Consider the following 25,133-nt stretch of genomic DNA (forward strand, 5'->3'; position numbering starts at 1 on the left):
CTTCGGATCAGCCACTTCCCGGACCCGCACAACCGACGCTACGCCCGGCACCCACGCCACGGAAGACCGACCGCATCAACACACTCGACGCCACCGGTTGACAACAGAAGGGAGCCGATATGACGCGGCTTCCGAACCGCGCGACTCGCGGCATGTCCGTCCGGTTCGGGACGGCGCCAACGCTCAGTCCGTTACGGTCGCGGCGTGGATCTTCAGCGGCGCATCGTCGAACGTCAGGGCGAGTTCCTCCTCTTCGCGCTCACACCGCCACGGCGAGCGACCTCCCCGGAGAAGAGCCAAGAGATCGCCGACGTCACGGCCAAGCGCCTTCAGGCGCTGGACCTGGACGGCCTAGTGCTCTACGACATCGACGACGAGAGCGACCGAAACCCAGAGCAGCGGCCCTTCCCGTTTCTGCCGACCATGGACCCGGCGGAGTACCTCTCCAGGCACCTCAACGACTGGAGCGTCCCGGTTGTTGTCTACCGCGCGGTCGGCAAATACGCCGAGCCCCAGCTCCGATCATGGCTCCACGCACAGGAGCCCGATCGGGTCATGTCGGTCTTCGTCGGGACCTCGTCACGCGACAAGCCGGTTGCGACGTCCTTGAGGCGCGCCCAGGAGCTGCGGTCCCAGGTGAAGCCTGACCTCTTGCTCGGCGGGGTCGCGATCCCTGAGCGCCACACGCGCCATGGCGATGAGCATCTGCGACTGCTCGCCAAGCAGGCAGCCGGCTGCGCCTTCTTTGTCACCCAAGTGGTCTACGACGTCAACGCGGCGAAGAACCTTGTCTCGGACTATCGCTATGAGTGTGCCGCTCGAGGCCTGGATCCGGTCCCGATCGTGTTCACCTTCTCGGTGTGCGGGTCGATGAAGACACTCGAGTTCCTCAGCTGGCTCGGCGTCGACGTACCGCGCTGGATCCAGAACGAACTTCGGCATGCCAACGACACCCTCGACGCGTCCTTCGAGCAAGCGCTGGCGATGGCTCGTGAGCTGATTGCCTACTGCCGACGTCTCGGCGTCCCCTTCGGGCTCAACGTCGAGAGCGTCTCGATCCGGCGTGCTGAGATCGAGTCGTCGGTGAATCTCGCCGCCCGCCTGCAGGCCGAACTCCGCCGGCCGGACTGACCCGTCATAGCCGTCCGTGGCCGTCCACTAATGGCAATCCGAGACGCCGAGTCTTGGGCATCGCCGGCCGGGCGGACGGGGGGCAGATGGGCGCGCGGATTTGTCGGACACCGATTGCGACACACGGGGCTGCCAACGGGGGCAGATCAGAGCGCTCATGTCGCAAACGGGCTCAAGGACCCGACGAAACACCCCCCGGACGTCCTGCCGCCGGCGGCTCCGGCGACCGCCCTGCCGGACGGATCCCGACCCTAAGACCGCATATCGGCAGGATCGCGCTGTATGCGGCCTGTCCGCGCGTTGCCGTCGCCATGCGAAGGCAGCCGTACCCGTTGCACCGGTCCTAGAGGGGACTCGCGGCGGCGTTCCCAAGCGAGATTCGGCCTCTTACCTGGCGCTGGATTTCACCTCGGTGATGGCTGCTTCTGTTCCGAACCAGACCTTGGCCGAACCAGCTCCGACGTAGCCGCCGGTGCCGACGGGCCCCGCGAAGGTGCAGACCACAACCGGGGTGCCCTCGCTGGCCGAACTGCATTCGCCGACGTTCTGGACCGCCCCACCGACGTGGCCGTGCGTCCAGACGTCCATCACGATCTCCATGCCTGACAGGTCGCACGGGGCAAGCCGGCCCAGATCGGACGCCTTGACCGATCCTGTAGTTGGACAGACCACGGAACCGGCCGTTGACCCCGGCGCGGCACCCGCCGACGTCCCGCACCCCGCGACACCGGCACCTACGATCAGGCCACTCACAGCCGCGACACCGAGCCCTCGATTCACTGACCCACTCCTCTCGGTACTGGCCGATCTTGCCGGTGGTCGCCGCAGTAGCTTCGCCGGCTTAGTTGTCAACGTCGTACATGGGGCCGCCGACGTAGCCGATTCCTGAACAGACAACCATTTCCGTTCAGGCCTCCTGCGTGGATCTGCCGGTTGAAGCTGAACTGACACGCAGCATGCCTGATAGACAAGGTGTCCGCGTTGATCGTTGCGTAATGGGGCAGATGTCTCCGAATGGTTTGACGGATGAGGTACGACCCGCGCTCATGGGCACGACCGCCACGTCCACGTCCCCAAGGGCAACGTCCGCTATTCGGCAGATCCGGTAAACAACGCCCGGAAGCCGGGGCCCGGCTTGCGGCGAAACGACGCACCGCCCGGACGGCGGCGAGGAGCTGTATCGACCGACGCGGAGGTGCGATCGTGACGAAGCGGCGCACCTCTTGGAGACGGCCCGGTGGCGGGTAGCAGTCGTCTCCACATAGGGTGCCGGATCACTTCAGTCCCTTGTGTTCGGGGCGACCTCGCGCACCATCACGCAGTTCCCCAGGCCCTTGGGCCGGTCGTAGGTGAAGCCCTCGCGCTCGTACATCGCGCGGGTGCCGTTGTAGAGAAACGACGAGTTCTTCTTCCTAACACCGCCGGTGTCATGGGGGTAGCCCTCGACCCGTCCTCCGCCGGCCTGTGCGATCAGCTCGACGGCTCCGCGCAGGGCGACCGCCGCCAGGCCATGACCTCGATGGGCGCGTTCGACCTGGATGCACGTGACCCGGTAGTCGGGGAGTCGCTCGGCGGTGGCGAGGTACTCCTTGCGGTGGTGGATGTTGGGCAGCTCCTCGGGTGTTCCGTATTCAGCCCAGGCGATGGCGAGGTCGCCTTCGTAGACCAGCGCCGCGTGTGCGATTCCCTCGCCCACGCGACGCTTCTTGAACGCCCGGTTGTCCTCGGCAGTGCTGTCCGGCTCCCGGTCCTCGGGGTGGAACCAGGTGCACCAGCAGCTGGCGAACATGCCCTTGTTTCGCTCGACGAGAGCGGCGAAGTCGCCGAAGGTCTCCGGCGTGAGTGCCCTGATCGTGTAGTCGGACATGTCGGCAAGGTACTCCCGATTGCGGACGTTCAGTGTTCCTTGGTCCCCACGCTGTCAAGGCCGCGCGCGCCCGTCGCCGGCGAGGACCACGGGCCGCGTCAGGCTCTGCAATCAAGCGGGTTCTTGCGTGACTTGGTCTTCCATATCGAGTCGCCCGGCAGGCGGCGAAAAGACGCGGCCGGCCCCCGCGTCTTGAACGACGATCGCGCGCGGCCCACCGACGCTGGCGGAATCGTAGCTATGGGACTGATGCGTGTTGGAACCACGTAGCTGCGCGTCGTCGCCGGCGCTCTGGTCGTGCTGGATGAGCACGCGTCCGGCTGAAGATCCGATGCGCCAAGGAGTCGATGCTACGCGTGGCGCGCGCGGGGCGCAGCGCGCAAAGTACGCGCAAAGTAAGAGGCCGCCCCAACCTTTGGCGCTGGTCGTCCCGGCGTTCGCTCGGCCGACCATGCCGCGGACTCGGCACGCGTGGCGTGCTACTTTCGATGCCATGGTATTGAGAGCGGGCTCTCTGATCTGTGGGCGGCGTAATGGGCGCTGAGGTGCCCTCGGGACCCGCAGAAGTGCGGCGTAGGCATCGCACGCCGCGCCGAGACGCGCTCCGTAATAGGCGCTCGTTGCTCGACGCAGTCGGCGAGGTTCTCGCCACTGAACCCGAAGCGGTCACCATGCCCCTTGTGGCCGAGCGGGCTGGTCTGTCCGTGGCCACCGCGTATCGGTACTTCCCCTCGCTCGAGGAACTGCTCACGAGCTACGCCCGAGAGCTCGTGGTGGAGCTGCGCGACTACAGCCATGACTGCCCCAAGACCGGTGCGGCGCTGTTCGAGGACGTCGTCGACTACTGGGCGCGTTCGCTCACAGTTCATGGGCCGGCGATCGTTCAGCTGCGGTCACACAAAGGGTTCCTGCGGCGGCTCATGGACAATGACGAGCTCATCGGTGTCGTCCGCGACGCCTGGGAAAGGCCGATCCGCGGAGTCCTGCGTCAGCTCCAGCTGGGCGACGAACAGTTCAACTCAGCGCTCTTCCTGCACAACGTGCTCTTCGATCCCCGCGAGCTGTTTGACCTGATGGACTCCGGCATGGAGGAGTCCGAGGCTGTCGCCCGTCTCATCGGTGCCTACTATGGCGCGCTCCAGGGGTGGGCCGAACCGCGCCTCCAGGCAGTCGGGGGCAAAGCCGCGCGCCGCAAGGCAGGCGCCATCTCGACGGCAGCTAGCAACGGCTGACAGGCCACGGCCGGGGGCCAGCCGCCTCGCCAAAGCGAATCAGGCGGGCGGCGGCCCCCTTCACATCCGGCGCCCTCGACTGTTCTGCCGGTGTGCCGTAGCGCCGACGACTCGCTCGCCGTGATCGAAATGCCAACGGCGTGATGCCGCCCGCCCGACGGCCATGCACCGAGGGGGTCGACTTTGCATGGGCAGGCCGCGAGACCGATGCCGGTACTACATCTTGACAGCGGCCTTGCGGTGGGCCCATAGTTGCTGAAAGTGAGAGCGTAGTCGTACTTAGCCGCAGCGGGGCAGCTCATTCTCGTAGCGGCGGCACGCTGGGGGGGATCGTCGAACTGGCCGTTCTGGGCCGCTTAAGTAGGACTCATCTCGCACATAGTGTCATTCCGGCTCAAAGACGTGCTCGAGGAATGCAGACCGCTGAGCAACAGCGGTCCGCGGAAGGAGTTCCAATGGCTTCACGATGGAGCAAGGCGGCCTGCGTGGCCGCGGCGACCGCCTCGCTGGTCTCGGTGACTGCCTGCGGTGGAGGCAGCAGTGAAGCGGGATCAGCCAGCGGCGAGAAGGTGACCGTGGAGTTCTGGGGGGCCGCGATCGGGCTCGACAAGTCGGTGGCGCTGTGGAACAAGTCGCACCCGAACGTTCAGGTCAAGTACAGCCAGATTCCCCCCGGCAGCTCCGGCGGGTACTCGAAGATGCAGAACGCCGTCAAGGCCGGGAACGCACCCTGCCTCGGACAGGTCGGGTACGACACGATGCCAACCTTCGTGGCGACGGGCGCCGTCGCTGATGTCTCGGAGTATGCCAACGCCAGCAAGGACCAGTTCGTGCCGTGGGCCTGGCAGATGGCCAGCGTCGGGGAAAAGGTGTTCGGCATCCCCACCGACATCGGCCCGATGGCCCTGTACTACCGAGCGGACCTCTACAAGAAGTTCGGCATCACCCCACCGAAGACCTGGGATGAGTTCGCTGCTGCGGCCCAGAAGGTCCACGCCGCCAGCCCGACGACGCATCTCGCGGCGACACCCCAAGATGCCTACGACATGGGGGCGTTGACCTGGCAGGCAGGTGGAAAGTGGTTCGGCACCGCCAACGACCAGTGGCAGGTCACGATCGACAGTGCTGAGACGCAGAAGGTCGCGGACTACTGGCAGGGCTTGCTCGACAAGAAGCTCGCCGCGACTGAGCCGCCCTTCGACACGAGCTGGTTCAAGGGTGTCCAGGAGGGCCGGATCCTGTCTCTGGTCGGCGCCGTGTGGGCCGTCCCGCTGATCTCGAGCAACCTGCCCGACCTCGCCGGGAAGTGGGCCGTCGCGCCGCTGCCACAGTGGACGGCGGCAAGCAGTGCGGCCGGCAACCGAGGCGGATCGGCCCTTGCTGTGCTCAAGGGGTGCAAGAACCCGAAGGAGGCGACCGAGTTCGCCGTCTGGTTCAACAGCAACCCCGAGAGCGTGACCAGTCTGATCCAGAACACGGGGATCTATCCCGCGGCCAAGAGCGGCATGGACCTCCCCGCTGCGAACCAGCCGTCAAAGTACTTCGGCGGGCAAGACATCTACCAGGTGTTCAAGGCGGCCGCCGGCAACATCAGCACCGACTGGCGCTGGGGACCGACCATGACGCAGGTGCAGAGCGACTTCAAGGACGAGCTCAAGAAGGCCGCCGCGGGACAGGGCAGCATGCAGCAGGCCGTCTCCACGCTGCAGACGAACACCGTCACGACGATGACGGGCCAAGGCCTCGCCGTCGCCAAGTGACGCACACGTTCGATGAGGACCGGTTGCCCGGCCGGCTCTGCCGGCCGGGCCCGCGACCCACGGTTCGATGATGGGAAGGGACATGGCCACAACGTTGTATCGAGGCACAGCTCCTCATCCGGCTCCGGTTCGGCGAGGGACGCGACGCGCTGAACGGAGGCAGCCCGCACGCTCCGCGCTTCTGTTCCTGACACCGTTCGGCCTGGTGTTCGCCGCGACGATGCTCGCCCCAATCGGATGGGCTCTGTACCAGAGCTTGTTCAAGCTGCAGCGCAGCGGACTGGGGCTCGAGGAACCGACAGACGTCTTTGCTGGGCTGGAGAACTACGCGACGGCGCTTCACGACGACAAGTTCCTGTCGTCCATCGTGCGGGTCTTCATGCTGGCCATCGTGCAGGTGCCAATCATGTTGGGCCTGGCCCTGGCGCTCGCTCTCCTGCTGGACTCGAGGGCCGCGCCGCTCAAGCGCACGTTCCGTCTCATCTATTTCCTGCCGTACGCGTTGCCCGGCGTCATTGCGGCGATCATGTGGTCGTTTCTGTACACCCGGAGCACCAGCCCGTTCACCGAGCCGCTGCAGCGTCTGGGCCTCGAGGTGAACTTCCTGTCCGGCGAGCTGGTGCTGGCCTCGATCGGCAACATGATCACGTGGGGTTTCACCGGCTACAACATGCTGATTCTCTATTCCGCATTGCAAGCCATTCCCAGTGAGCTTCACGACGCTGCCGCGATTGATGGCTGCACCGGGTGGCGGTTCGCGTGGTACGTGAAGATCCCGTTGGTGCGTCCTGCACTCGTCCTGACCCTGCTGTTCTCCATCATCGGCATCGCTCAGCTCTTCAATGATCCAGCGATCCTGCAGAAGGTGTCCCCGGCCGTCACGGCCCACTTCACGCCCATCATGGCCGTCAAAGAGGCAGCGGACCTCAACAACTACAACTACGCCGCCGCGCAGTCGATCGCCCTCGCTGTGCTGACGTTCGCCCTGTCCTTCACGATCTTGAAGATCACGCAGCGAAAGGGGTCGCTCACATGACATCCCAGGTTTCCACGGACCCGCTTGCTCGGCGTGTGAGCTTGCCCAGACGAGAACGTGTCGCCGTCGCTGCTAGTCGACCAGTCGCGTTGGCGGTCATGGGCCTCTTTGCGCTCTACACGCTCGTGCCCGTCTGGTGGCTGCTCGTGGCTTCAACGAAGAACAGGAGCTACCTCTTCACCACGAACGGCCTGTGGTTCTCGCACTTCGACCTGTGGCAGAACATCCAAGATGTCTTTGCCCAGCAGGATGGGATCTACGCGCGCTGGGTGTTGAACAGCATCTTCTACAGCGTCGGCGGCGCCGCAGTGAGCACCGCACTATCGGCAATGGCCGGCTACGCACTCGCGAAGTACGCCTTCCGCGGCCGGGACCTGATCTTCAATGTCGTTCTCGGCGCCGTACTGATTCCACACATCCTGTTCGCCCTACCGCTCTACCTCATGTTCAGCCAGCTGCACCTCGTCGACACGTACTGGTCGGTCTTTCTGCCCAGCGTGGTCAGTCCCTTTGGGGTCTACCTCGCCCGCGTGTACGCCGCTGCCTCGGTGCCCGATGAGCTGCTCGAGGCCGGCCGTGTCGACGGCGCCAGCGAGGCGCGGATCTTCTGGCAGATCGCGGGCCGTGTCATGGCGCCTGCGCTGGTGACCATCTTCCTGTTCCAGTTCGTCGTCATCTGGAACAACTACCTTTTGCCGCTGATCATGCTGAACAGCGACACACTGCAGCCGGTCACCGTGGGTCTGGCGAACTGGCGAGACCAGGTCAACGGCGGGATCCCGTACAGCGTGACGATCACGGGCGCGTTCCTCTCAGTCCTGCCGCTCATCATCGCGTTCCTCAGCCTGCAGCGGTTCTGGCGTGCTGGCCTGGCCGAAGGAAGCGTCAAGTAGCAGCGCGTGACAGAGGGCGCGGGCAGCTCGTCCGGCGACCCGAAGACCAAGGGAGCAGCAATGACACGCAACCAGATTCATGCGGCCTGCCGTGAGGAGGGTGAAACATGATGACCATGGACTACGCCCTGACCACGACGGGCGACGCTGATGGATCCCCAAAAGGCAACGTGGAGATCGGTGCCCCGTGGCAGCGACCAGACGCTGGCCTGGTGGAGCAGTTCGCAAGGTACGGGACAGCCCAAGTCGGTGATGCGCAGGGCAGGCTCGGAATGCCCGATGGTGGGCTCTCACCCATCTGGGAGGGCTGCCGCGCGGTCGGCGGCGCCCTGACAGTGTTGACGGTCGCAGGAGATGACCTGGCGGTGATCGAGGCCGTGGCGCATGTTCAACCCGGCGACCTTGTTGTCATCAACGGCTTCGGATATCAGGGTCGAGCACTCATGGGCGACATCCTTGCCCACTACTTCACGGAGCGAGGCGCGGTCGGGGCCATCGTGGACGGAGCAGTCAGGGATCGCGACGACCTCCGGAAGCAGGGCTTTCCCGTGTGGTCCCGCGGCGTGGTCCCTGCGGGGCCGTGGAAGAACGGCCCAGGAGCGGTCGCGACACCCGTGGCCATCGGAGGTGTGGTCGTCAACCCCGGCGACATCGTTGTGGCAGACGCGGACGGCATCGTCGTGGTGCCCCTTTCAAGGGCCCGGCGGACCGCCGCCGAGCTCCCGCAGATCGCGCAACGTGAGAACGACATGCGACACCAGGCCAAAAGCTCCGTGGCACAACGTGGTTCCTGACCGGCCACCGGATCAAGCGTGCCGGCACCTGTGAGATTTCTGTTCCTTCCTCGACACATTGCCCTTTGATGACGAACGGTGGAGACCGTCTTGAGAACTCGCCCAATGCAACCGCCTGAGTCCCTGCCCGAGCGCATCAGACGCGCGTCCCGCCGGCCGCCTTCGCTCGGGGCCACCGTGAGCGGGGCGATCTCCCTGGCGATGGGGGAGCCGGATGCCGGCACGCCCCCACGCATTCGCGATGCAGCCGTCAAAGCCTTGGCGGATGGCCGAACCCGGTACGCGGCCATCACCGGCTCCGCTCCTCTGCGTGAAGCACTCGCGGAGCGGCTCTCGAAGCAGAGTGGGCTGGCCCTGGACGACCGCAACGTGGTCGTCACCCATGGCGGTAGCGCGGGCCTGGCCTCCGCTGTCCTTGCGCTCGTACGCCCCGGGGATCGAGTGCTGGTTCCCGAGCCGACGTACTCGCTGTATGTCGACCACCTCGCCATGGTGGGCGCCGAGGCCGTGTGGATCTCGAATCTGCCGGACGGAACCTTGGATCTGGAGCGGATCGCAGCCGAGGCCCCCAAGGCTCGCATGATCGTGCTCTGCAACCCGGTAAACCCCACCGGAGCCGTGTTCGGGCAGTCCGACGTGCGGGGTCTCGGCGCGATCCTCGCATCGAACCCCGGCCTCTTCCTACTCTCCGACGAGGCCTACCGGGACATCGTGTTCGACGGCGTTCCCTTCACGTCGGCAATGAGCCTCACGGATGTGATCGATCGCGTCGTGCTCGTCGGCACCTTCTCCAAGTCGTACGCGATGACCGGATGGCGGCTCGGCTTTGCGTGTGCGGCGCCAGCGGTGGCCGCCTCCATCAACCTCGTGCACCGCACGTTGAACGGGCCGATGAACACGTTTGTGCAGGATGCCGGCCGTGTCGCCCTCGACATCGAGGACGATGAGCTCGAAGAGCTGGCACGCTCCTACGAACGCCGCCGAGATCTGGTGATGTCCTTTCTGAACGAGATGCCGACCGTGAGCGTCGTGCCGCCGCAGGGTGCCTTCTATGCGTTTCCCCGAATCGACAGCGGCCTGACGTCGGGACAGCTGGCGGGCCGCTTTGCCGAAGGCGGCGTCCTCGTACGCGCAGGCTCCGAGTTCGGCCCCTCGGGTGAGGGGCACGTCCGGCTCTCGTTCGCCACGGACGAGGCATCCTTGCGAGAAGGCATGCGCCGATTCGCCGAAGTCGTCAAAGAGCTCTAGGCCTGCCCTCGCCACGCCATCGAGGCTCGGGTCGTTCACACCACGACGTAAGGAAGTCCATTGATTCGCATACCCTTCAACGATGGCTGGCGCGTCGGCCCACTTACCTCCGTACACGAAGCCATTGCGGTCGTGGACGCCGGGACGGAAACCGTCACGCTGCCCCACGACGCCATGCTTCGCGCGGGTCGATCAGCCGACCACTCCGGCGGGCCGCAAACCGGCTACTTCCGGGACGGCAAGTGGACCTACGAGAAGCAGTTCGAGGTGCCGCAGGCCTGGAGAACCCGACGAGTCACCTTCGAGTTCCAAGGCGTCTACCGCGACGCCATGGTCTACATCAACGGAGCCTTCGCCGGCCAGTGGGCCAATGGGTACTCCACCTTCTACATCAGCGCCGACGCCTACCTGACGTACGGCCAAACCAACACGATCCGCGTCGATGCCCAGGCGCACGAGGACTCCCGCTGGTACTCCGGTGGAGGCATCCACCGACCGGTTCACCTGCTCGTTGGCGACCTGGTCCACATCGCACCCGCCGGCCTGAAGGTTACGACGACAGACATCGACTCGGATCTGGCCACGGTTGTCGTGGCGACGGAGATCGTCAACGAGGGCATCGCAGTACGGACGGTGCAGATCAATCTCCACATCCATGACGCTGCCGGAGAAGTCGTCGCTGCAGACGAGTCGCGAGCCACACTCCTACCCGGGGAACGGATCACCGCCCGCCAGCGCGCCTACATCCACAACCCCAGCTTGTGGAGCGTCGACTCGCCGACCTTGTACACGGCATCCGTGCACCTGAACAAAGACGCCGACCCAGGCGACGAGGCCTCCACGGCATTCGGCATCCGCAGCGTCACGGTCGACCCCATCCGGGGGTTGCGGGTCAACGGCGAGACGGTAAAGCTGCGCGGCGCTGCCGTACACCACGACCACGGCATCCTGGGTGCCGCCGACTTCGCCGATGCCTCCGAACGCCGGGTGCGTCTGCTCAAGGCCGCAGGTTTCAACGCCCTGAGATCGGCCCACAACCCGATGAGCCGAGCCATGCTGGATGCGTGTGACCGGCTCGGAATGCTCGTGATGGACGAGGCCTTCGACGTCTGGACCGTCGCCAAGTCCGCCGACGACTACTCCCGCCGGTTCCCCGAGTGGTGGGAAAGAGACATCGACGCGATGGTGGCGAAAGACTTCAACCATCCCAGCGTCATCATGTACTCAATCGGCAACGAGATCATCGAGGCCGGAACCTCCCACGGTGCCCGCTGGGGACGGCGCCTCGCTGACCGCGTACGTGCACAAGACCCCACACGCCCGGTCACCCATGCGCTGCAAGGCATGTACATCGCCCGCGACAAGATCCCCGCACTCAAGGCGCAGACGCAGCAGCACCAGGAGATCCGAGGCCTCAATGACTACCTCGGCCAGCTGACCAACCTCATCGATGCCCTCATGGCGTCAGACGTGGTGGGCGAGCGGCTCATCGAGCCCGCGTCGGTGCTCGACGTCGTCGGACTCAACTACGGCGAGAGCCGCTACGTCCAGGATCACGCGGCCTTCCCCAACCGCGTCGTCGTCGGCTCCGAGACGTTCCCGACCAAGATCGACCAGCTCTGGAAGCTCGTGACCGAAAACGCCCACGTCATCGGCGACTTCACCTGGACCGGCTGGGACTTCCTCGGCGAAGTCGGCACCGGCCGCCACATCTACCCCGAGGACGAGCAGGTACACCGCGCCCCCTACCCCTGGCTCACCGCGGAGTGCGGGGACCTGGACATCACCGGGCACCGCAAGCCGATCTCCTACTACCGGGAGGTCGTCTACGGCCTCCGCCGGGACCCTTACGTCGCCGTTCGACGACCCCGTGAGGACGGGTACATCATCAGGCCGAAGGCATGGACCTGGAGCGACGTGGTCCCAAGCTGGACCTTCGACATCGCGGCGGGATCACCGCTGCACGTGGAGGCATACTGTGCCGCCGACGAGGCCGAGTTCCGACTCAACGGCACAACGGTCGCGACCGTGCCGATCGGTGCGGAAAGGAGCTTCGTGGCCGAGGCCGAGGTGCCGTACGAGCCCGGCACCCTGGAAGTCGTCGCCTACCGCGGGGGAGAGGAGGTCGGTCGCTCCGCCCTTCACACGGCCGGCGAACCCACGCGCCTGCAGCTTGACGCGGACCGAACCGAGCTGCGCCCCGACCCCCAACAGCTGGCCTACGTCGACATCTCGCTCGTCGACGAACACGGCGTTCCGAACCCCAACCGAGACAGGAGCATCACGATCGAGGTCGACGGCCCTGCAGTCCTCCAGGGATTCGGTACCGGAGCCCCAGCAACAGAAGACAGCTTTCTCGGGCGCACCGCCACCGCATACAAGGGGCGCGCCCTCGCGGCCATTCGCGCGACCGGGGCAGCCGGCCAGGTCACCGTGACCGCTCGAGCCGAGGGAATCCCAGACGCAGTACTCCAGATCGGCGTGGTCCAAGACCGGGCGGTCGACGATCTCGACACCGCCTCGCGGTGACACATGCAGGCGCTGATGGCTGTCGTGGCCCACCACAGACTCGAGTCCTTGCGTCGCGCCCCAACGCCGGGGGCGAAGCGCTGATGCCGCACACCGACCTGCCGCTGGAAGAACTTCGCAACTACCTTCCACCCCTTCACGTCCCAGAAGACTTCGACGCCTTCTGGCAGGACACCCTGGCGGAGGCCGGGCACCAAGACCTCGACGCCTCAGTGACGCGCAGAACGTCCAACCTGGTCACCGTCGAGACGTTCGACTTCTCCTTCCGAGGATGGGGTGGTCACACGGTCAACGCCTGGCTTCACCTCCCGGCCACGGCACTGCGCGACGACACCCCTCTCCCTGCCGTTCTGCAGTTCCAGGGCTACAACGGCGGTCGCGGACTTCCGCACGAGTACGTCTTCTGGGCCTCCGCCGGCTACGCCACTCTCGTCGTGGACACGCGCGGGCAAGGAAGTGGCTGGGCTGTCGGCAACACTGCCGACCCAGTGGGCTCGGCACCGTCGCAGCCGGGCCACCTGACGCGCGGCATCGAGGACCCGGCGAACTACTACTACCGGCGGGTGTACGTCGATGCAGTACGCGCGTTTGAGGTGCTGCGCGAACAGCCGATCGTGGACCGCGACCGCGTCGCGGTGACCGGTGGCAGCCAAGGCGGCGGAATCAGCTTGGCCGTGGCCGCACTCGCCAAGACGCCGATGGCGGTGATGCCCGACGTGCCGTTCCTCTGCGACTTCCGGCGGGCGACACGGATCGCGCCGGGCGACCCGTACGGCGAGATCGTGCGCTACCTCAAGGCCCACCGCGATCGGACGGCTCGCGTCTTCGGGACGCTCAGCTATTTCGACGCGGCGGTTCTGGCCCGGAAGGCCACCTCACCAGCCTTGTTCTCGGTGGCCCTCATGGACCAGACCTGCCCGCCGTCGACGGTCTTCGCCGCGTTCAACTCATACGCCGGGCCGAAGGAAATCGTGGTCTACGAGTACAACGACCACGAGGGCGGTCAAGCGTTCCAGCAGACCAGGCAAGCGGAGTGGCTCGCGAGACTGCGCGAGCGCGCGATGCCGTCATGAGTAGTGCGCGTCAGCCTTGGACCGCCGGTAGGTCGACGACCTTCTCAGCTAGACGGTGCCCCTGCACAAGTGCCTTCAGGCGCCGCAGAGGCCAGGAGGTGGTCCGTCCCTCGAGTCGGTTGGGTCCGTCCGGGTCGAGCACCAGCTGCGAGTACACCACGACGCCGTCAGCAAACCGCAAGGTCACCCGTGTGGGACCTCGCGTGGCAGCTGCGGCAAGATCGATCCGACCCTGGAAGGCCTCGATGCGATCACTGTCCTCGTAGGCGAAGTCCGTGTCGGTGTGACCCTCAAAGTCGACGTGGTACACCTCGGCGCCGGCGTGGACGTGCACGACAGCAACTCGCTACGGGTCCGCTATGAGCCGAACCTCGGCGCGAAGGTCCGTACGCGGACCGCCGGCGGATTGCACGGACCACGTGTGTCCCGGATGCCTCTCCATCAGTTCTGGCGCAAGCTTTGCCAGGTCCGCGGTATCCACGAGGCGAGTCAAGCATCACGGGGCGTTTGTCCGCGGCTCTGGAGTTAGGGATCCCGCCGGCTTCGCGCGATCCGCATGAGCGCGATGTGGCAGATCGCTACGCAGCCCGCGCTTCGCGCGTGCCTAAGTCGTGCGTCTCCGGGTTGGCCACCAGTACAGGGCGAGGGATGCCAGCAAGAGCGCCAAGCCCGCGCGTGCAACCCACGTTGCCGGTGTGGAAGCGGGTGAGTCGAACGTCCCTGCGAGCAGGCTCGCGAAAGCGCGTGCCGCCCAGGCCATGTTCTCCAGGCGGCTCCGGGCTGGCTGAGTATCGTCCCTACCGGGGCCTGGGCTGACCATGACCAGCGACGCGATCGTCACTACGACGCCGAGCACCGCGACCGCGAAGGCGAGCAGCCGGCGTGCCTCCAGTCGGTCGCTCACCCAGGCCCGTCGGGCATCGAGGGCGGCTCCCAGGGGAAGCACAACCACCAGGACGACCAGAAACCCGAACAGGGCGCTGATCGCACGCCGTGGACAAGGAGTGTCCAGTCCACGTACGGGTCCGGCCCGATGAGCAGCGGCCCCAGGCCCTGGCCCGCCCCGCGCAGCAGTGACCAGCCAGCCCCGAGGTAGGCCGCGGCGATGCTGGCGGCGCCGGCCAACCCGGGATCGTAGGGCCGCAGAAGCCGCATCACGAGGCTCGGCAGGGGCGACCACGGGCCCGACCAGAGCAGCGAGGCGGGCACGCGGGGTCGTGGGCGCACGAGCGTCACGGTGACGAAGGCGAGACCTGGAACGGCCAGCAGTGACCACGTCAACGCGTCATCGGTTAGGCGTGGACCGAAGCCCGCGCGCTGGCGGTGGTAAAGCCGCTCGAACCGAGTCGAGTCGCGAGGCGTGCTGAGCACCTTGGAACTGCCCCATGCCGGCTCCACCAACGCCCCACGCAGCCTGAGCGTGATCGCGGGCCTAGCGCGCTTAGCGGTTGATGTCCGGATGTCTGGGGAAGAGCGGACCGGCACAGTATGGAGGATGTGGATCGCTGTACTCAGTTGACGTCCCAGCGTCCGGTCCGATCGAGACTGCTGGGCCGGATGTCGACTTTGGGCTGCAGATGCGGCGCGAGGGACGACAGAACTATGTCGACTGGTCTGTGCAGTGCGAGCACCGGGATGGCGACCGAGTCGTCGCGCTTGCCAACACGAATCCGATGCGGGCATGCGTCTTGAAGAGCCGTGACGATTGGAAGGCCAGTCTGGGGTAGACGCCCGGCGGGGAACTACGGCACCTAGTTGCCGAGAGTAACTGGCAGGTTCTCGGCGATGTGCCAGCCCACGGAATCGTCTTGATGCCAGACGAGATCCGCGGTCGCGTCTCGCAACTCCGGCCGGTACTCGAGCGTCACGCCGTGAGCGGTTTGCGCGGCAAGACGGTGTAGCTCGAAGCTCATGAATGGTTCGTTGCCTTGGCGAGTACGTAGCGTGCCGCGAAGCCCGTGAACTGCAACGCCGAGGCCATTGGCTACAAAAAGCTCTGCCTCGATTCGCGGGGAACCGTCTGGCCCAAAACCCTTCTCACGGATGAGTGTGAGTTCGAACTCATTCCCATCATCAGTTTCGAGCTCTTCCGGCACCGGCAGCCGAAGGTCGTTAAACAGGTCTTGCTTGACGGGAGAGAGCTTCGGCTCGGCTCTGGCACCCACTGCGACTTTTGCTTGGGTTGCCCTCCGCACCTGACGTGCGTCGCTAGTCATCGTCCTGCGCACGAGTCGGCGGAGCGCTTCTACGTCGGGGAAGTCAAACGTCAGTCCCGTAGCCTGCAAGCTGGTCTTGAGCTCTCGCATGCCGGCGAGTTGCTTGACGTCAGCGTTGTTCGGGAGCGGCGCGCTGCAAAAGTACAGGTGCACTGGCTTCTTCGCCGCGTCCATGCGTTCGATCTCTTCCGCTGTTCCCGACACCGCGCGAGGGGTCGGCTGCCCAAGTCGCGCGTGAAAAACGCCGAGGAGGATGTCGGCCTCATCGACCAGTTGGTGGTTGATCTGCATCTGGCCGTCTCCGCCCTGGCCGGGCACGGCGTCGATCTCCCAACGGATGGGCAAGAGCATGATGCCGAAGTCCTCGGCGTGCTCGCTGTTCCACTCGTGCAGCTCGCGCTCGATGGCATCGCGGAACGGCGTGACGTCACCAGGCGAGGCGATGAACACCTTGATGACGTGGGCGGCGAAGGGCATGGGCTGAGGCTACTTGAAGGGGCGACAGGACTGGCTTAGGCCTTGTTGCACACCATCACGTTGAAGCGCACCAGCTTCGGTGTAGGTGCTGCGGTGACAGTCAAAGCGACGATGCGTCCCGCTGAAGTCTTCGTACACAGGTCGTCCCCGGGTCGATGGAGCCAAGTTGAACGCGTCTGCCCTCAGGGATCGCGAGAGCGTCTTGACACTTCGCAAGATGGGAGCGGCCCTCTTCTCGCGCCTCCTCGTCGGTCATCAGCGATACGGCCGCGATGCGAGACTGCGGGCATGCCCTGGCGGCCCTCGGACTTCGACGGAGCGGTGGTCGATCACCGCATCGACCCCTACCGCGACCGCGGTGCTGTGGTTTCCGACAATGGTGAGCCAGTGATGCGGGTCTTTGTTCAAGTTGCTCGCGAACGCCGGCTGGTCGCTGGCCGCCTCTGGTGGCGACGCTGGTCTGAACCCCAGGAGTTCGTGATTCTGCACATGCTATGAGCGACGGGTTTCAGACGGACAGCTGGCTTAGCGACGAAGCTCTGAGCGACGAGTTGAACGACTAGTCTCAGGGATGGATGAAGTGGGATGGCCGATCGATGCGGATCGAGTGCTTTGACGCAAGCCAGTCAGAGGCATTGCGTGAGCAGTTTCATCTCGACGAACGCTGACTCGCGGGTGCGAGCCTCACCCGCGGAGGGGCATGATCGGGCGAGCGTAGCCGCCCTCAGCGCGGCAGGGTCGGACGTCCCGTCCTCAACGCGGCAGGGTCGGACGTCCCGCGTCACCGTCTGAGCTTGAGACGTGCCCACGTCGGCCCCGCCTGCGTGCCACTTCCTTGGCGTAGCCTGCGCGAATGGTGGACACGTTGCTTCAGTCGCTGCGAGGGCACGTGCTAGACGAGTCTCAGTCCCTCGCCGGTCTCCTCCGGAAGTGCTTGGTGCTCGGTGCGGAGACCGGCTCTGATGCACTGCGCGATTGGGCGCGCCGTGAGTTGAACGGTTACGGCGACGAGGACGTCCTGCCGGACTACAGGAACGTAGGCAGAGTTCCGATTTCGATCGACTCAGTGAGCGGGCGCTGGCACAGCACCCAACAGGCTCTGTCGTATCTTCAGATTCCTCAGGGTGTCCGGAAGTTCATCCCTGAGGAGCTGCTACTTCGGCAGCCCGTAGACGAACTTGAGGCGTGGGTAGTCAAGGACGAAACGATCACCATGAGCAGCGGCATGATGCCGGCTGCCGCTCAAATGTGGTCCCAACAGCTCGGCCCGTTTCAAGAAGTACTGCGGATGTATTGGGCGCTGTCACCGGCCCTCGTGGCGGGGATCCTGGGTCGGGTTCGGAACACGCTCGTGGACTTTGTCGCCGAGTTGACTTCGGACGTCCCCCTGACGGAACTGCCTACTCGTGCGACGGTGGATGCCGCGTTCGCCGCGAAGGTGATGCATATGGGTGACACGTACAACACACACATCGCCGGGCCCAGCGGGCCGGTGGCAGTCGGCAAACGCGCGAAGGCGGAGCAGGAGGGGGTAAGCCTGAACGACGTCATCCTCGTGCTTGGCAAAGTTCAGGCATACGCCGATGCCGTCGAAGATGAGAGCGCCCGCCGAGAGTTGTTGGACGCGGTGGACGACCTCAAGGAGGCTGCGAGCCGGGACCAGCTGGATGCCGACGAGGTAAAGGCCAAGGGCGAGCGACTTAAGGCGCTGGGTGCCAAGGTCGGAGTTGGCGCTCTCGCGGCAGCAACGTCCGGGGCTGCGGAGGCGGCGATGAACTTGGCCGTCTCAGGGGTCTTTGGGTAGGGCGCGCTCTTCGGCACGACCGCGCCGTTCGTCGCAATCAGGTGGCGTTGAGATAGCCCGCTAATCGCTACGAGCCTTCTACGCTGACTGCATGGTGGAAGATGCACAAGAGGAACAAGAAGGATGGGACCCCCCACTGGGCGATCCCAACTCTGAGGGTTGGTTCCCAAGACCACTCACTAAGGACTCGCTGAAGCAGGCCTTCTTCCAGCGCTGCCTTGGAGTTGAACGCATCCTCATGCTGCGTGCGGATCTGGAGCGCCGCATGAACATCGACAACTTCGACTCCGGTCCTGGGTTTGAGGACATCTTGCGTGACGAGGTGGCGCGGCTGCTTCCTGACCGGTATTCGGTGAGGGCCGGAGTGGTCTCCGACTCTGTAGGCTTTTCGGCTGGCGACTGCGACGTGGTCATCTACAACGCCACTTGGTTTCCAGCCATTAAGGCCGGTGCGACTGGGGAGTCTCGGCGCTGGCACTATCCGATCGACGGGGTGTACGGCGTGCTTGAAGCCAAGCAGAGCCTGAGCGCCGGATCTCTAGAGGCCGCGATGCAGAAGTTGGTGAGCGTAAGTCGGCTCCACGTCGATCCGTCGCCGTCGCTCAACCGGGTAGTCGAGAATCGCGGTGATGCGTTTGCCAGCGCCGATGATCCTTCGCGCGTGTTCACAGCCATCGTCGCAGGCGGTCTCGCGAAGGACGAGGATCTGGAAGATCTGGTTCACCGCTTTGTCGCTATCAACGGCCAGCTTCCCCGGGCCCATTTGGTCAACGCTCTAGTCGTGCTGGGTGTGGGCTACGTCAGTTTTGCTACTACTAACCCCAAGACCGGCCACCCAATGACGGCTCGCCACACCGCGTTCGACGACGAGTTGCCGCTGTATCCGACGTTGTTCCGAGAGCGCGAGGGTGAGCAGTTCAGCGCCTTTTACCTGTTCGTCAGCGGTCTTCTTTCCCACTTGACGGGCACGGTGCTGTTCGCGCACGGAGTTGCCAGGAAGTACGGGGCGGAGCTTCGGCATGAGGCCCCCGTCACTGATCACTGGAACATGTTGCCGTGCTCCGAGGCGAGCCCCGACCTGCAGGATGCTGCCGCATACAAAGCGGCAGCCGACGCATACGAACAAGCACAGCGCAGGCGTGCCCAGGGTGAGGGCGAGGGTTAGCGAAAGCCGCCGTTCCTGCGAGGCGCCGATGTCCCCGTTGACATGTTGGGCTCGGGCTCGGGCTATTGGCGGCGAGAGACAGACCGTTGCGCTTCAGCGGTCAACAGGTCAACGCCTACCACCGGATATGCGGGCTGTGGTCCGTTTCGGACTTTTTCGCGAACGGTAAGGACGTCAGCGCTCTCGGGGGCCCGGTTCATGGCGGACAGGCTCGTCCTGGCGCAATCACCCACGACCCAAGGACAGCCAAACCGGAACTTGGCACGGGCTCCGCCAATCTCTTGGTCACCGCCAACCCGGCAGCACCTCGCATTCGGCCCCCGCCTTACGGCGTAGGCTAACGACGCTATGCCGGGTAGTACCACTCCCGAACTGCTGCCCTCGACACTGAGAGTGCCCCGGCGGGTCCGGCGTCGTCGACGACCAGATCCAGCGGCTGGCCGCTACCGTGATTGGCGCCCGCACACGAGCACGAGCACTCCCAGGCCTTCTCAGGATGTCGACTCTTCCAGCACGCTTCAACGCATTTCGTCTGTCCGCCGTGCTGGATCACACGGATGCGCCCGTATCGCCCAGCCAAGGCTTCGATCAGCCGCGGAGTGTGCGACCGGGATACGGTGAAGACGCCGCGGCCGATGTGCTGCACCTGACCCTCGCGAGTGGCGCCAATCGCTGCGCCGACTATGCGATAGCCCGCACCCCGGCCTTCCCATGGCAGATCACTGATTTCAGTACGAACTCCGTTAGGGCGGATCGTCACAGTGACAGTCATCCACGGAGCCTGCCACGTATCAGCAGGCCCTATCCGCGACTTCCCCGGATTTTCTTCGCTTCCTGTCATCGGCATGTGGGTGCAACCGTGCGCTCCGACAAGCGGCGGTTTGACGCGCCTGGTCCACCATTTGAATGAGCGAAGGAGTCACCCCGAGAGTCCATCGAGTGGAGCCCTACGTATCTGTCGTCCGAGAACTTCACTCCTCGAGCGGGACTGAGCCCAAACCGACGATGGTTCGGATGGACGGTCGCATCGCCACCTCGGGGATGGCTTCGTCGAGCGCGGTCGAGATCGCCGCAACGTCGACGGCCGACCAGGTCGACGACGTGGTGCAAAGCAGCAGCTCGTCGGCACGCACGGCAGCGGCGATCGTCGCGAGCTTCTTCGCCTTCGCTGCACGCTCGCTCCGCGTACCTAGTTTCGGGGTGGTCTTGGCCTCCCCGAGTACGACGCGCCCGTCCACGACAGCGAGCAGGTCGGCCTCGGCTACCGGATCCATCCCGCGCACGAACTCCAGTTCGCTCACGTCGTCGTACGAGCGCGCCTTACTCCTTAGGTACTCGGCTGCCAAGAGGCCCACTCCCGCGTCTGCCGCGAGCAATTCCCGCGCGGCGGGGTGCAGGTCGTACCACCAAGTTGGCTCGTCGAGTGGCGTGCCCCATCTCTCACGCATCAACGGGTTGGCAGCGCCGCACCGATGGCAGGCGTTGGTCGAACGGAGGTCATCCACCGTGATGAAGCTGAACACGAAACAAGACCCACAGCGCAGTATGAGCCCGCGGCGTAAGACCCCGAGGACACAGAGCCGGTCGACGTGCCCTCGCAGTTCGACTGTGGCCTCTTGGCCGGCTGTGCAGCAGAGCCGCGACATGGCGGCGAAGGACAGGTAGGCGTCGGGAGTTCGCAGCACCATGCCATCGTGCGCGGGGAAGGCATCGGAAGTTCGCTTCACTTTGGTGTGAAAGGCCAGAAGCATCGGGCGTAGGGGCCCTGACCAGTCTTGCGTCAAATGGCGGCGACTGCCCCACAGTCTGCGCAGAACCTCAACCCGCTGACCGGCGGGGGAGAAGCGAGTGGAGAGTCCGTGGGCAGAGGCCATCGCGCCGGCCCAGGTGACCATGCTTGGGAACTGGAGGCGAGGTTTCGCCATCGCCTGGGTGCGCGTTGAGCCGGCCATGACGAGGCCCCAGCTCGCCGAGTAGCAGGACAGCCCGTTGCGCGATGACCGAACAAAGGACTCGCGGGAGTTCTCCCCGTGTTGGAGGACTTGTGGTGACACCCCGCGCATCCGAGGAGCTCGAAAGTCTGGTGTGTCCACATCGATCTGCCAAGTGATCTCCGGGATGGCGTCGAGGTCAGGATGGGCTGGCGCCAACGGTGGGAGATCGACCAGGAGCTTGATCTGGCCGTACTCGTCCGTCGTCGCTGGGAGGGCGAGCGGAACGTCGTACTGGTCGCGCACGACCAGGAGACCGCCGTCCGCGAAGTCGAGGTCGTCAGGCCTCAGCAGGCGCGGAACCGGTGACTCCTTCTCGCCCGACTCGTCGCGGACGGTCTCGCCGTCCTCGGTCACCCAGGAAGTAACGACCCGCACACGTCGTTCTACCCAGTTGTCAGCGACCGCTTGGACCTGCTCGTTGTTCAAGGTGGTGCTCGTGAGGACGGCCTGGCGGTGGTGGTACTCGATGTCCGAGAGCATGTCCTGGCCCAAGCCCCACAGGACCAGATTGGTGACCTTCTCTGAGAACGGAGGGTCTTCGGGAATCCAGAATGAGTTGCCGAACAGGACGTGCCAGCCCTGAGCTAATGCGAAGTCGTCGGCGGAACAGCCGACAACTACGAGGTGCTGCTTGCGGCTCGCTTGCCATGGCTGGACGCGGACGGTGGCGGACTCGCTCGGTTCCCAGGCCGAAGTCCAGGTGTCGCCCTCGTCGCTGAACGGCCCGTACCTCCGCCCAGAGGGGAGAGCACGCCTCATGACGGACTTCGCGGTGTTGAACGGTATGGGAGATGCGTCCTCGAACGGCAGCACGGGCGGGTCACCTAAGCCGTAGCGCACAGCCGCGGCAAGCCCCCAGGCGCCCTGAATATCGGCCGGGACCCCTGTATTGAGCCGCGCGTCCGCATCCAACGCCACCGGCGTGCGGGACAGGGGCTGGTGGCCGCCGAACCGTTCGTCTCGCAGGCTCAGGACCTCCAGTTGCTCGTGCGGTTCTTCGCCGCCGTCGTCGCGCGGCATCATGTATCGGTGCGGGGTGCAGGCGGCGGCGATCAGGTCTCGAGCGGCGCGCGCGTTCGGGTCGCCCATCGTGCTGTCGAGCGAGTAGCGCAGTGCATTGGTCCGTTGCTCCCCGCCCAGCATCTCGCCGTCCTCGCCCTTGACCCTTAAGGCCCCGGGGTACATGGCCTCGTGCTGGCCGATGGTGGTCTGGGCCGTCACCACGTAGTCCGGGTCGTAGGCGGCGGCGAGCCTTACGAGCGCAGGGAGGACGTTGCCCATGTGATGAGGAATCAGGATGAACCCGCTTCCACCCCAAACGCGCCTGCACTCGTAGAGCGTTTGGGCAGCGTGGCTGAGCCAGGCCCCGTCACCGTTGAACACCACGACAGCCCGGGGCGGGCGCAGGGTCGTCCGCAATCCTTGAAAAGTTGGGGATGCGACGTGGCTCGGCTGCATAGGTGAAGTTTGCCTGATCCGGTGCTGCGGAGGATATCGTTGAAGGTCGCCTGCATTTCAAGGTGAATGGCCAGAACCCCAACAGCCAGCCCGCTTCTAGGGTGGAACGTCTCGTGAGGGCCGCGTAGGTAGGGGTGCTGCGACGCTCGGCCTACTGGGTGCCTTGCGCCGCGAAGTGACGCATCGTTTTCGTATCGCGAGTCGGCAACTCCCCGAAGCCAGTGGAGTTACACCACCTTGCTGGTATCGAGATTGTGTAGAAGCTCAGTCAGTCATCCAAGAGACCTGACCAGCCGCTGCAGGTGGTTCGCCAGTTTGGCCTTGCTCACGGACGCGTCCGCAAGGTTAGCGATTCGTCGACCAGACTCAGCCTGTCGAGCCTCTACCGTCACCGCATCTCCGGCGGGCACACAGCACACCCTCACCGCCGCACGGCCCCGGTGTGCGTCACCTTCGCAGCAGTGCACGTGGCCCTGATGCTCGACTCGCCGCCAGTTCCGCGTGTCGCCTGCCGCGTGCGCCAACGCGTTCGCGAAGGCTTCCGCTGACTCGAACCGACGATCGGGATCGAAATGCACCGCCTTGCGTACCACCGTTCCGACGGCTTGGGACACATGAGGTGCGACAATCCGGATCTCTCTTAACTCTCCTCGTTCGATCCGGTCCTTTTGTTCCCCGAGAGGTAGCCGGTGATCGACTGGATACTCGCCGCTAAGCAGATAAAAGGTTGTGGCGCCCAGAGAGTAGACATCTGACTTCACCGAGCAATAGCCATGGTCGGCCGCCGTCTCGGGAGCCAGGGTGCACCAACTGCCGTTCCGCTCGGCCCGTCCGTCGGCAGCCACAATCTCGCAGAACTGAAGATCAGAGACGAAGATGTTGTCGCCGTTCCGGAGCACGTTCGCCGGCTTGATGTCGCGATGCACCATCCCAGCGGCGTGGATGCGGTCGATGCCCGAAGCGACCTGTTGGGCAAATCGCACAGCGTCGTGAAACCAGAGGCCGCAGGGCCGTGCCGCAGCCTCGAGGTCTCCGCCGGTTACGAGGGGGGTCGCGATGTATCGGATGTCGCTCTGGACGATCACGTCGGCGTTGAGGACGTCGATCAGGAACCTACTGCGAAGGTGCTCCAAACGCTGCGCTTCATCCCACGGCTGGGCCAGACCCGACTTCTCGGGATGCAGCAATTTGAGGGCGACCACGCGCTGGAGCGTCCTGTCGAATGCCTCATAGACATGCCCGTCACTTCCAAGTTTCTGGCGGAGCTCGTAGCGGTCGTTGATCGTGGTGCCCGGTGGGTAGACCGGGACTGAGGGCATGAACGACAGGGTACGGTCGTCCATGAGCATTTTGGGGATATCGGTCAATCCGTCCTCCGGGCAGCCTCGGCTATACGGCGTTCTCGTCAGCGGCACTGTCGCGGCTCCTGTGCTCGACCATGAGTTCGAACTGCGAGCGACGGACACGGACGCGTCCGAGCAGGCGGTCGATCTAGCGCGGCTGCTGCTGGCCAAGTTGCCAGGTTTGACCTTCCAGGACGCCGTCCTCCGCACTGCAGGGGCCGGTCCGGTGGCGCGAAGAAATAAGGCGCAGTTCTCTCGCGCTCACGCCGAGGGGGCGATCCTGTTCGTGCTTCGGGAGCACTTGGGGAAGCCCATTCGAACCGGCGATCCGCAGTCCTTCGCGAAGCTCACAGGCGAAAAGAAGGATGCTCTAGTCGCCATAGCTAAGACCCTGTCAGCCGGCAAGCACGACGCAGTGGTCGCCGGTCTCAGCGCACTCCCAAAGAGCTGATTGCTGAGACTCGTCGTTGCCAGCAATTACGACTTGGCTGACGTCCGGTACCTCCCACTCGTGAGCATCAGAAGCCAGCGTGTATAGGGCGACGGCGACGAGCACCTGCTCGTTGCCACGGTCACGGAGCCGGCGAGCGGCTCTGGCGAGGAGTGTTCCGCTCGCGATGTTCACGTCGAGCACTACAGTTCTGCCCTGCCCTCCTGCGCAAAGGTCTGGCTTCAGCATCATCGCTGCGCCTAGAACGCGCTCGGCCTGAGGGCTCGCCGCGACGACGGAGAATCCTTCGAACGGCGCGTACGCCCCGAGGAACCTCTCGGCCGCCTCGCGCAAGCAGTTCGAGTAGTCGTGGCTCGCCACGTTCTGCTCACCGCGTTGGATTAGTTCCAGGATGTCCATGCCACGTCCTTCGGCTTTGAGGATCTGCTCAGACTATCGAACATGTGTTCGATCGGATCTCATTTTGGGAACATTAGCGCGTCGCGCCCAACACCATCGGAATCCTCGGAGCATAGGTACTTGCCGGCCCACGGGCCCGTCAACTCGCCGCGGACGCCCTCAGCGTCCAAGGCCCGCTTGGCACTGCGGGTCCGGTCCGCCTGAAGCCATCCAGCCTAGATCCGGCTATTGGTAGTCCCGAGCAGCCCATGGGTAAGGATGCC

General features: G+C 65.0%; 19 protein-coding genes and 1 pseudogene. 12 read left to right on the forward strand and 8 right to left on the reverse strand.

Annotated elements, in window-relative coordinates:
• Positions 1–204 precede the first annotated feature (204 nt).
• Positions 205–1,131 (forward strand): methylenetetrahydrofolate reductase, encoded by a 927-nt coding sequence (locus ACFQU3_RS00005; RefSeq protein WP_385904609.1) that lies wholly within the window; start codon positions 205–207, stop codon positions 1,129–1,131.
• Positions 1,132–1,518: 387 nt separating this feature from the next.
• On the opposite strand, the gene ACFQU3_RS00010 is transcribed toward ACFQU3_RS00005, so the two are convergent.
• Positions 1,519–1,731: a hypothetical protein gene (locus ACFQU3_RS00010; RefSeq protein WP_385904612.1), complete on the reverse strand. Its 213-nt coding sequence runs from the start codon at positions 1,729–1,731 to the stop codon at positions 1,519–1,521.
• A gap of 679 nt (positions 1,732–2,410) precedes the next feature.
• On the reverse strand, positions 2,411–2,998 hold the full coding sequence (locus ACFQU3_RS00015; protein WP_385904615.1) for a GNAT family N-acetyltransferase: 588 nt from the start codon (positions 2,996–2,998) through the stop codon (positions 2,411–2,413).
• 620 nt (positions 2,999–3,618) lie between these two features.
• On the opposite strand from ACFQU3_RS00015, the gene ACFQU3_RS00020 reads away from it, so the two are divergent.
• The 8 genes from ACFQU3_RS00020 to ACFQU3_RS00055 all read left to right on the forward strand — a co-directional run bounded on the left by ACFQU3_RS00020 (position 3,619) and on the right by ACFQU3_RS00055 (position 13,563).
• Positions 3,619–4,230 (forward strand): TetR/AcrR family transcriptional regulator, encoded by a 612-nt coding sequence (locus tag ACFQU3_RS00020; protein WP_385904618.1) that lies wholly within the window; start codon positions 3,619–3,621, stop codon positions 4,228–4,230.
• A gap of 455 nt (positions 4,231–4,685) precedes the next feature.
• A complete protein-coding gene (locus ACFQU3_RS00025; RefSeq protein WP_385904621.1) occupies positions 4,686–5,990 on the forward strand; it encodes an ABC transporter substrate-binding protein in 1,305 nt (434 codons plus the stop codon).
• Between the two features lie 205 nt (positions 5,991–6,195).
• On the forward strand, positions 6,196–7,026 hold the full coding sequence (locus ACFQU3_RS00030) for a carbohydrate ABC transporter permease (protein WP_385904624.1): 831 nt from the start codon (positions 6,196–6,198) through the stop codon (positions 7,024–7,026).
• Positions 7,027–7,124: 98 nt separating this feature from the next.
• Positions 7,125–7,919 carry a carbohydrate ABC transporter permease gene (locus tag ACFQU3_RS00035; protein WP_385904627.1) on the forward strand — a complete coding sequence of 265 codons (795 nt, stop codon included), beginning with the start codon at positions 7,125–7,127 and terminating at the stop codon, positions 7,917–7,919.
• A 107-nt stretch (positions 7,920–8,026) separates the two neighbouring features.
• Positions 8,027–8,713, forward strand: a complete 687-nt coding sequence (locus ACFQU3_RS00040; RefSeq protein ID WP_385904630.1) for an RraA family protein — start codon at positions 8,027–8,029, stop codon at positions 8,711–8,713.
• 177 nt (positions 8,714–8,890) lie between these two features.
• Positions 8,891–9,961, forward strand: coding sequence for a pyridoxal phosphate-dependent aminotransferase (locus tag ACFQU3_RS00045; RefSeq protein ID WP_385904633.1), 1,071 nt, complete (start codon positions 8,891–8,893; stop codon positions 9,959–9,961).
• Between the two features lie 132 nt (positions 9,962–10,093).
• Positions 10,094–12,490 carry a glycoside hydrolase family 2 TIM barrel-domain containing protein gene (locus ACFQU3_RS00050; protein WP_385904636.1) on the forward strand — a complete coding sequence of 799 codons (2,397 nt, stop codon included), beginning with the start codon at positions 10,094–10,096 and terminating at the stop codon, positions 12,488–12,490.
• 83 nt (positions 12,491–12,573) lie between these two features.
• Positions 12,574–13,563: an acetylxylan esterase gene (locus ACFQU3_RS00055; protein WP_385904639.1), complete on the forward strand. Its 990-nt coding sequence runs from the start codon at positions 12,574–12,576 to the stop codon at positions 13,561–13,563.
• Positions 13,564–13,607: 44 nt separating this feature from the next.
• Here the strand turns inward: ACFQU3_RS00055 and ACFQU3_RS00060 are convergent.
• The 3 genes and pseudogenes from ACFQU3_RS00060 to ACFQU3_RS00070 form a co-directional block, all read right to left on the reverse strand.
• A pseudogene (locus ACFQU3_RS00060) lies at positions 13,608–13,691 on the reverse strand (hypothetical protein); the annotation flags it as partial.
• Between the two features lie 772 nt (positions 13,692–14,463).
• Positions 14,464–14,844 carry a hypothetical protein gene (locus ACFQU3_RS00065; RefSeq protein ID WP_385904641.1) on the reverse strand — a complete coding sequence of 127 codons (381 nt, stop codon included), beginning with the start codon at positions 14,842–14,844 and terminating at the stop codon, positions 14,464–14,466.
• A 470-nt stretch (positions 14,845–15,314) separates the two neighbouring features.
• The gene (locus tag ACFQU3_RS00070; RefSeq protein WP_385904644.1) at positions 15,315–16,256 is read right to left on the reverse strand and encodes a DUF4062 domain-containing protein; all 942 of its coding nucleotides are present in this window, start codon (positions 16,254–16,256) and stop codon (positions 15,315–15,317) included.
• A gap of 288 nt (positions 16,257–16,544) precedes the next feature.
• Between ACFQU3_RS00070 and ACFQU3_RS00075 the strand changes: the two genes are divergently transcribed.
• From ACFQU3_RS00075 to ACFQU3_RS00085, 3 genes are all read left to right on the forward strand, one after another.
• Complete coding sequence (locus tag ACFQU3_RS00075; RefSeq protein ID WP_385904647.1) at positions 16,545–16,754, forward strand: hypothetical protein; 210 nt, start codon at positions 16,545–16,547, stop codon at positions 16,752–16,754.
• Positions 16,755–17,109: 355 nt separating this feature from the next.
• Positions 17,110–18,060, forward strand: a complete 951-nt coding sequence (locus ACFQU3_RS00080) for a hypothetical protein (RefSeq protein WP_385904650.1) — start codon at positions 17,110–17,112, stop codon at positions 18,058–18,060.
• Between the two features lie 91 nt (positions 18,061–18,151).
• Positions 18,152–19,225 carry a DUF6602 domain-containing protein gene (locus ACFQU3_RS00085; protein ID WP_385904653.1) on the forward strand — a complete coding sequence of 358 codons (1,074 nt, stop codon included), beginning with the start codon at positions 18,152–18,154 and terminating at the stop codon, positions 19,223–19,225.
• A gap of 971 nt (positions 19,226–20,196) precedes the next feature.
• Here the strand turns inward: ACFQU3_RS00085 and ACFQU3_RS00090 are convergent.
• From ACFQU3_RS00090 to ACFQU3_RS00100, 3 genes are all read right to left on the reverse strand, one after another.
• The gene (locus ACFQU3_RS00090) at positions 20,197–22,500 is read right to left on the reverse strand and encodes a hypothetical protein (protein ID WP_385904655.1); all 2,304 of its coding nucleotides are present in this window, start codon (positions 22,498–22,500) and stop codon (positions 20,197–20,199) included.
• Between the two features lie 449 nt (positions 22,501–22,949).
• Entirely contained in the window at positions 22,950–24,020 is a 1,071-nt protein-coding gene (locus ACFQU3_RS00095) for a serine/threonine-protein kinase (protein WP_385904658.1), read from the reverse strand.
• Between the two features lie 394 nt (positions 24,021–24,414).
• Positions 24,415–24,870: a hypothetical protein gene (locus tag ACFQU3_RS00100; RefSeq protein ID WP_385904661.1), complete on the reverse strand. Its 456-nt coding sequence runs from the start codon at positions 24,868–24,870 to the stop codon at positions 24,415–24,417.
• Positions 24,871–25,133 lie beyond the last annotated feature (263 nt).

It is taken from the genome of Terrabacter sp. GCM10028922, assembly GCF_042666095.1.
Classification (GTDB): domain Bacteria; phylum Actinomycetota; class Actinomycetes; order Actinomycetales; family Dermatophilaceae; genus Terrabacter.

What these genes read in the sequence shown, in the direction of transcription:
- ACFQU3_RS00025 (WP_385904621.1), top strand. Translation starts at nt 4,686, where the DNA reads ATGGCTTCACGATGGAGCAAGGCGGCCTGCGTGGCCGCGGCGACCGCC.
- ACFQU3_RS00090 (WP_385904655.1), bottom strand. Translation starts at nt 22,500, where the DNA reads ATGGGCAACGTCCTCCCTGCGCTCGTAAGGCTCGCCGCCGCCTACGAC.
- ACFQU3_RS00100 (WP_385904661.1), bottom strand. Translation starts at nt 24,870, where the DNA reads ATGGACATCCTGGAACTAATCCAACGCGGTGAGCAGAACGTGGCGAGC.
- ACFQU3_RS00035 (WP_385904627.1), top strand. Translation starts at nt 7,125, where the DNA reads ATGGGCCTCTTTGCGCTCTACACGCTCGTGCCCGTCTGGTGGCTGCTC.
- ACFQU3_RS00055 (WP_385904639.1), top strand. Translation starts at nt 12,574, where the DNA reads ATGCCGCACACCGACCTGCCGCTGGAAGAACTTCGCAACTACCTTCCA.
- ACFQU3_RS00080 (WP_385904650.1), top strand. Translation starts at nt 17,110, where the DNA reads ATGGTGGACACGTTGCTTCAGTCGCTGCGAGGGCACGTGCTAGACGAG.
- ACFQU3_RS00010 (WP_385904612.1), bottom strand. Translation starts at nt 1,731, where the DNA reads ATGGAGATCGTGATGGACGTCTGGACGCACGGCCACGTCGGTGGGGCG.
- ACFQU3_RS00070 (WP_385904644.1), bottom strand. Translation starts at nt 16,256, where the DNA reads ATGCCCTTCGCCGCCCACGTCATCAAGGTGTTCATCGCCTCGCCTGGT.
- ACFQU3_RS00075 (WP_385904647.1), top strand. Translation starts at nt 16,545, where the DNA reads ATGCCCTGGCGGCCCTCGGACTTCGACGGAGCGGTGGTCGATCACCGC.
- ACFQU3_RS00015 (WP_385904615.1), bottom strand. Translation starts at nt 2,998, where the DNA reads ATGTCCGACTACACGATCAGGGCACTCACGCCGGAGACCTTCGGCGAC.
- ACFQU3_RS00095 (WP_385904658.1), bottom strand. Translation starts at nt 24,020, where the DNA reads ATGGACGACCGTACCCTGTCGTTCATGCCCTCAGTCCCGGTCTACCCA.
- ACFQU3_RS00040 (WP_385904630.1), top strand. Translation starts at nt 8,027, where the DNA reads ATGATGACCATGGACTACGCCCTGACCACGACGGGCGACGCTGATGGA.
- ACFQU3_RS00085 (WP_385904653.1), top strand. Translation starts at nt 18,152, where the DNA reads ATGGTGGAAGATGCACAAGAGGAACAAGAAGGATGGGACCCCCCACTG.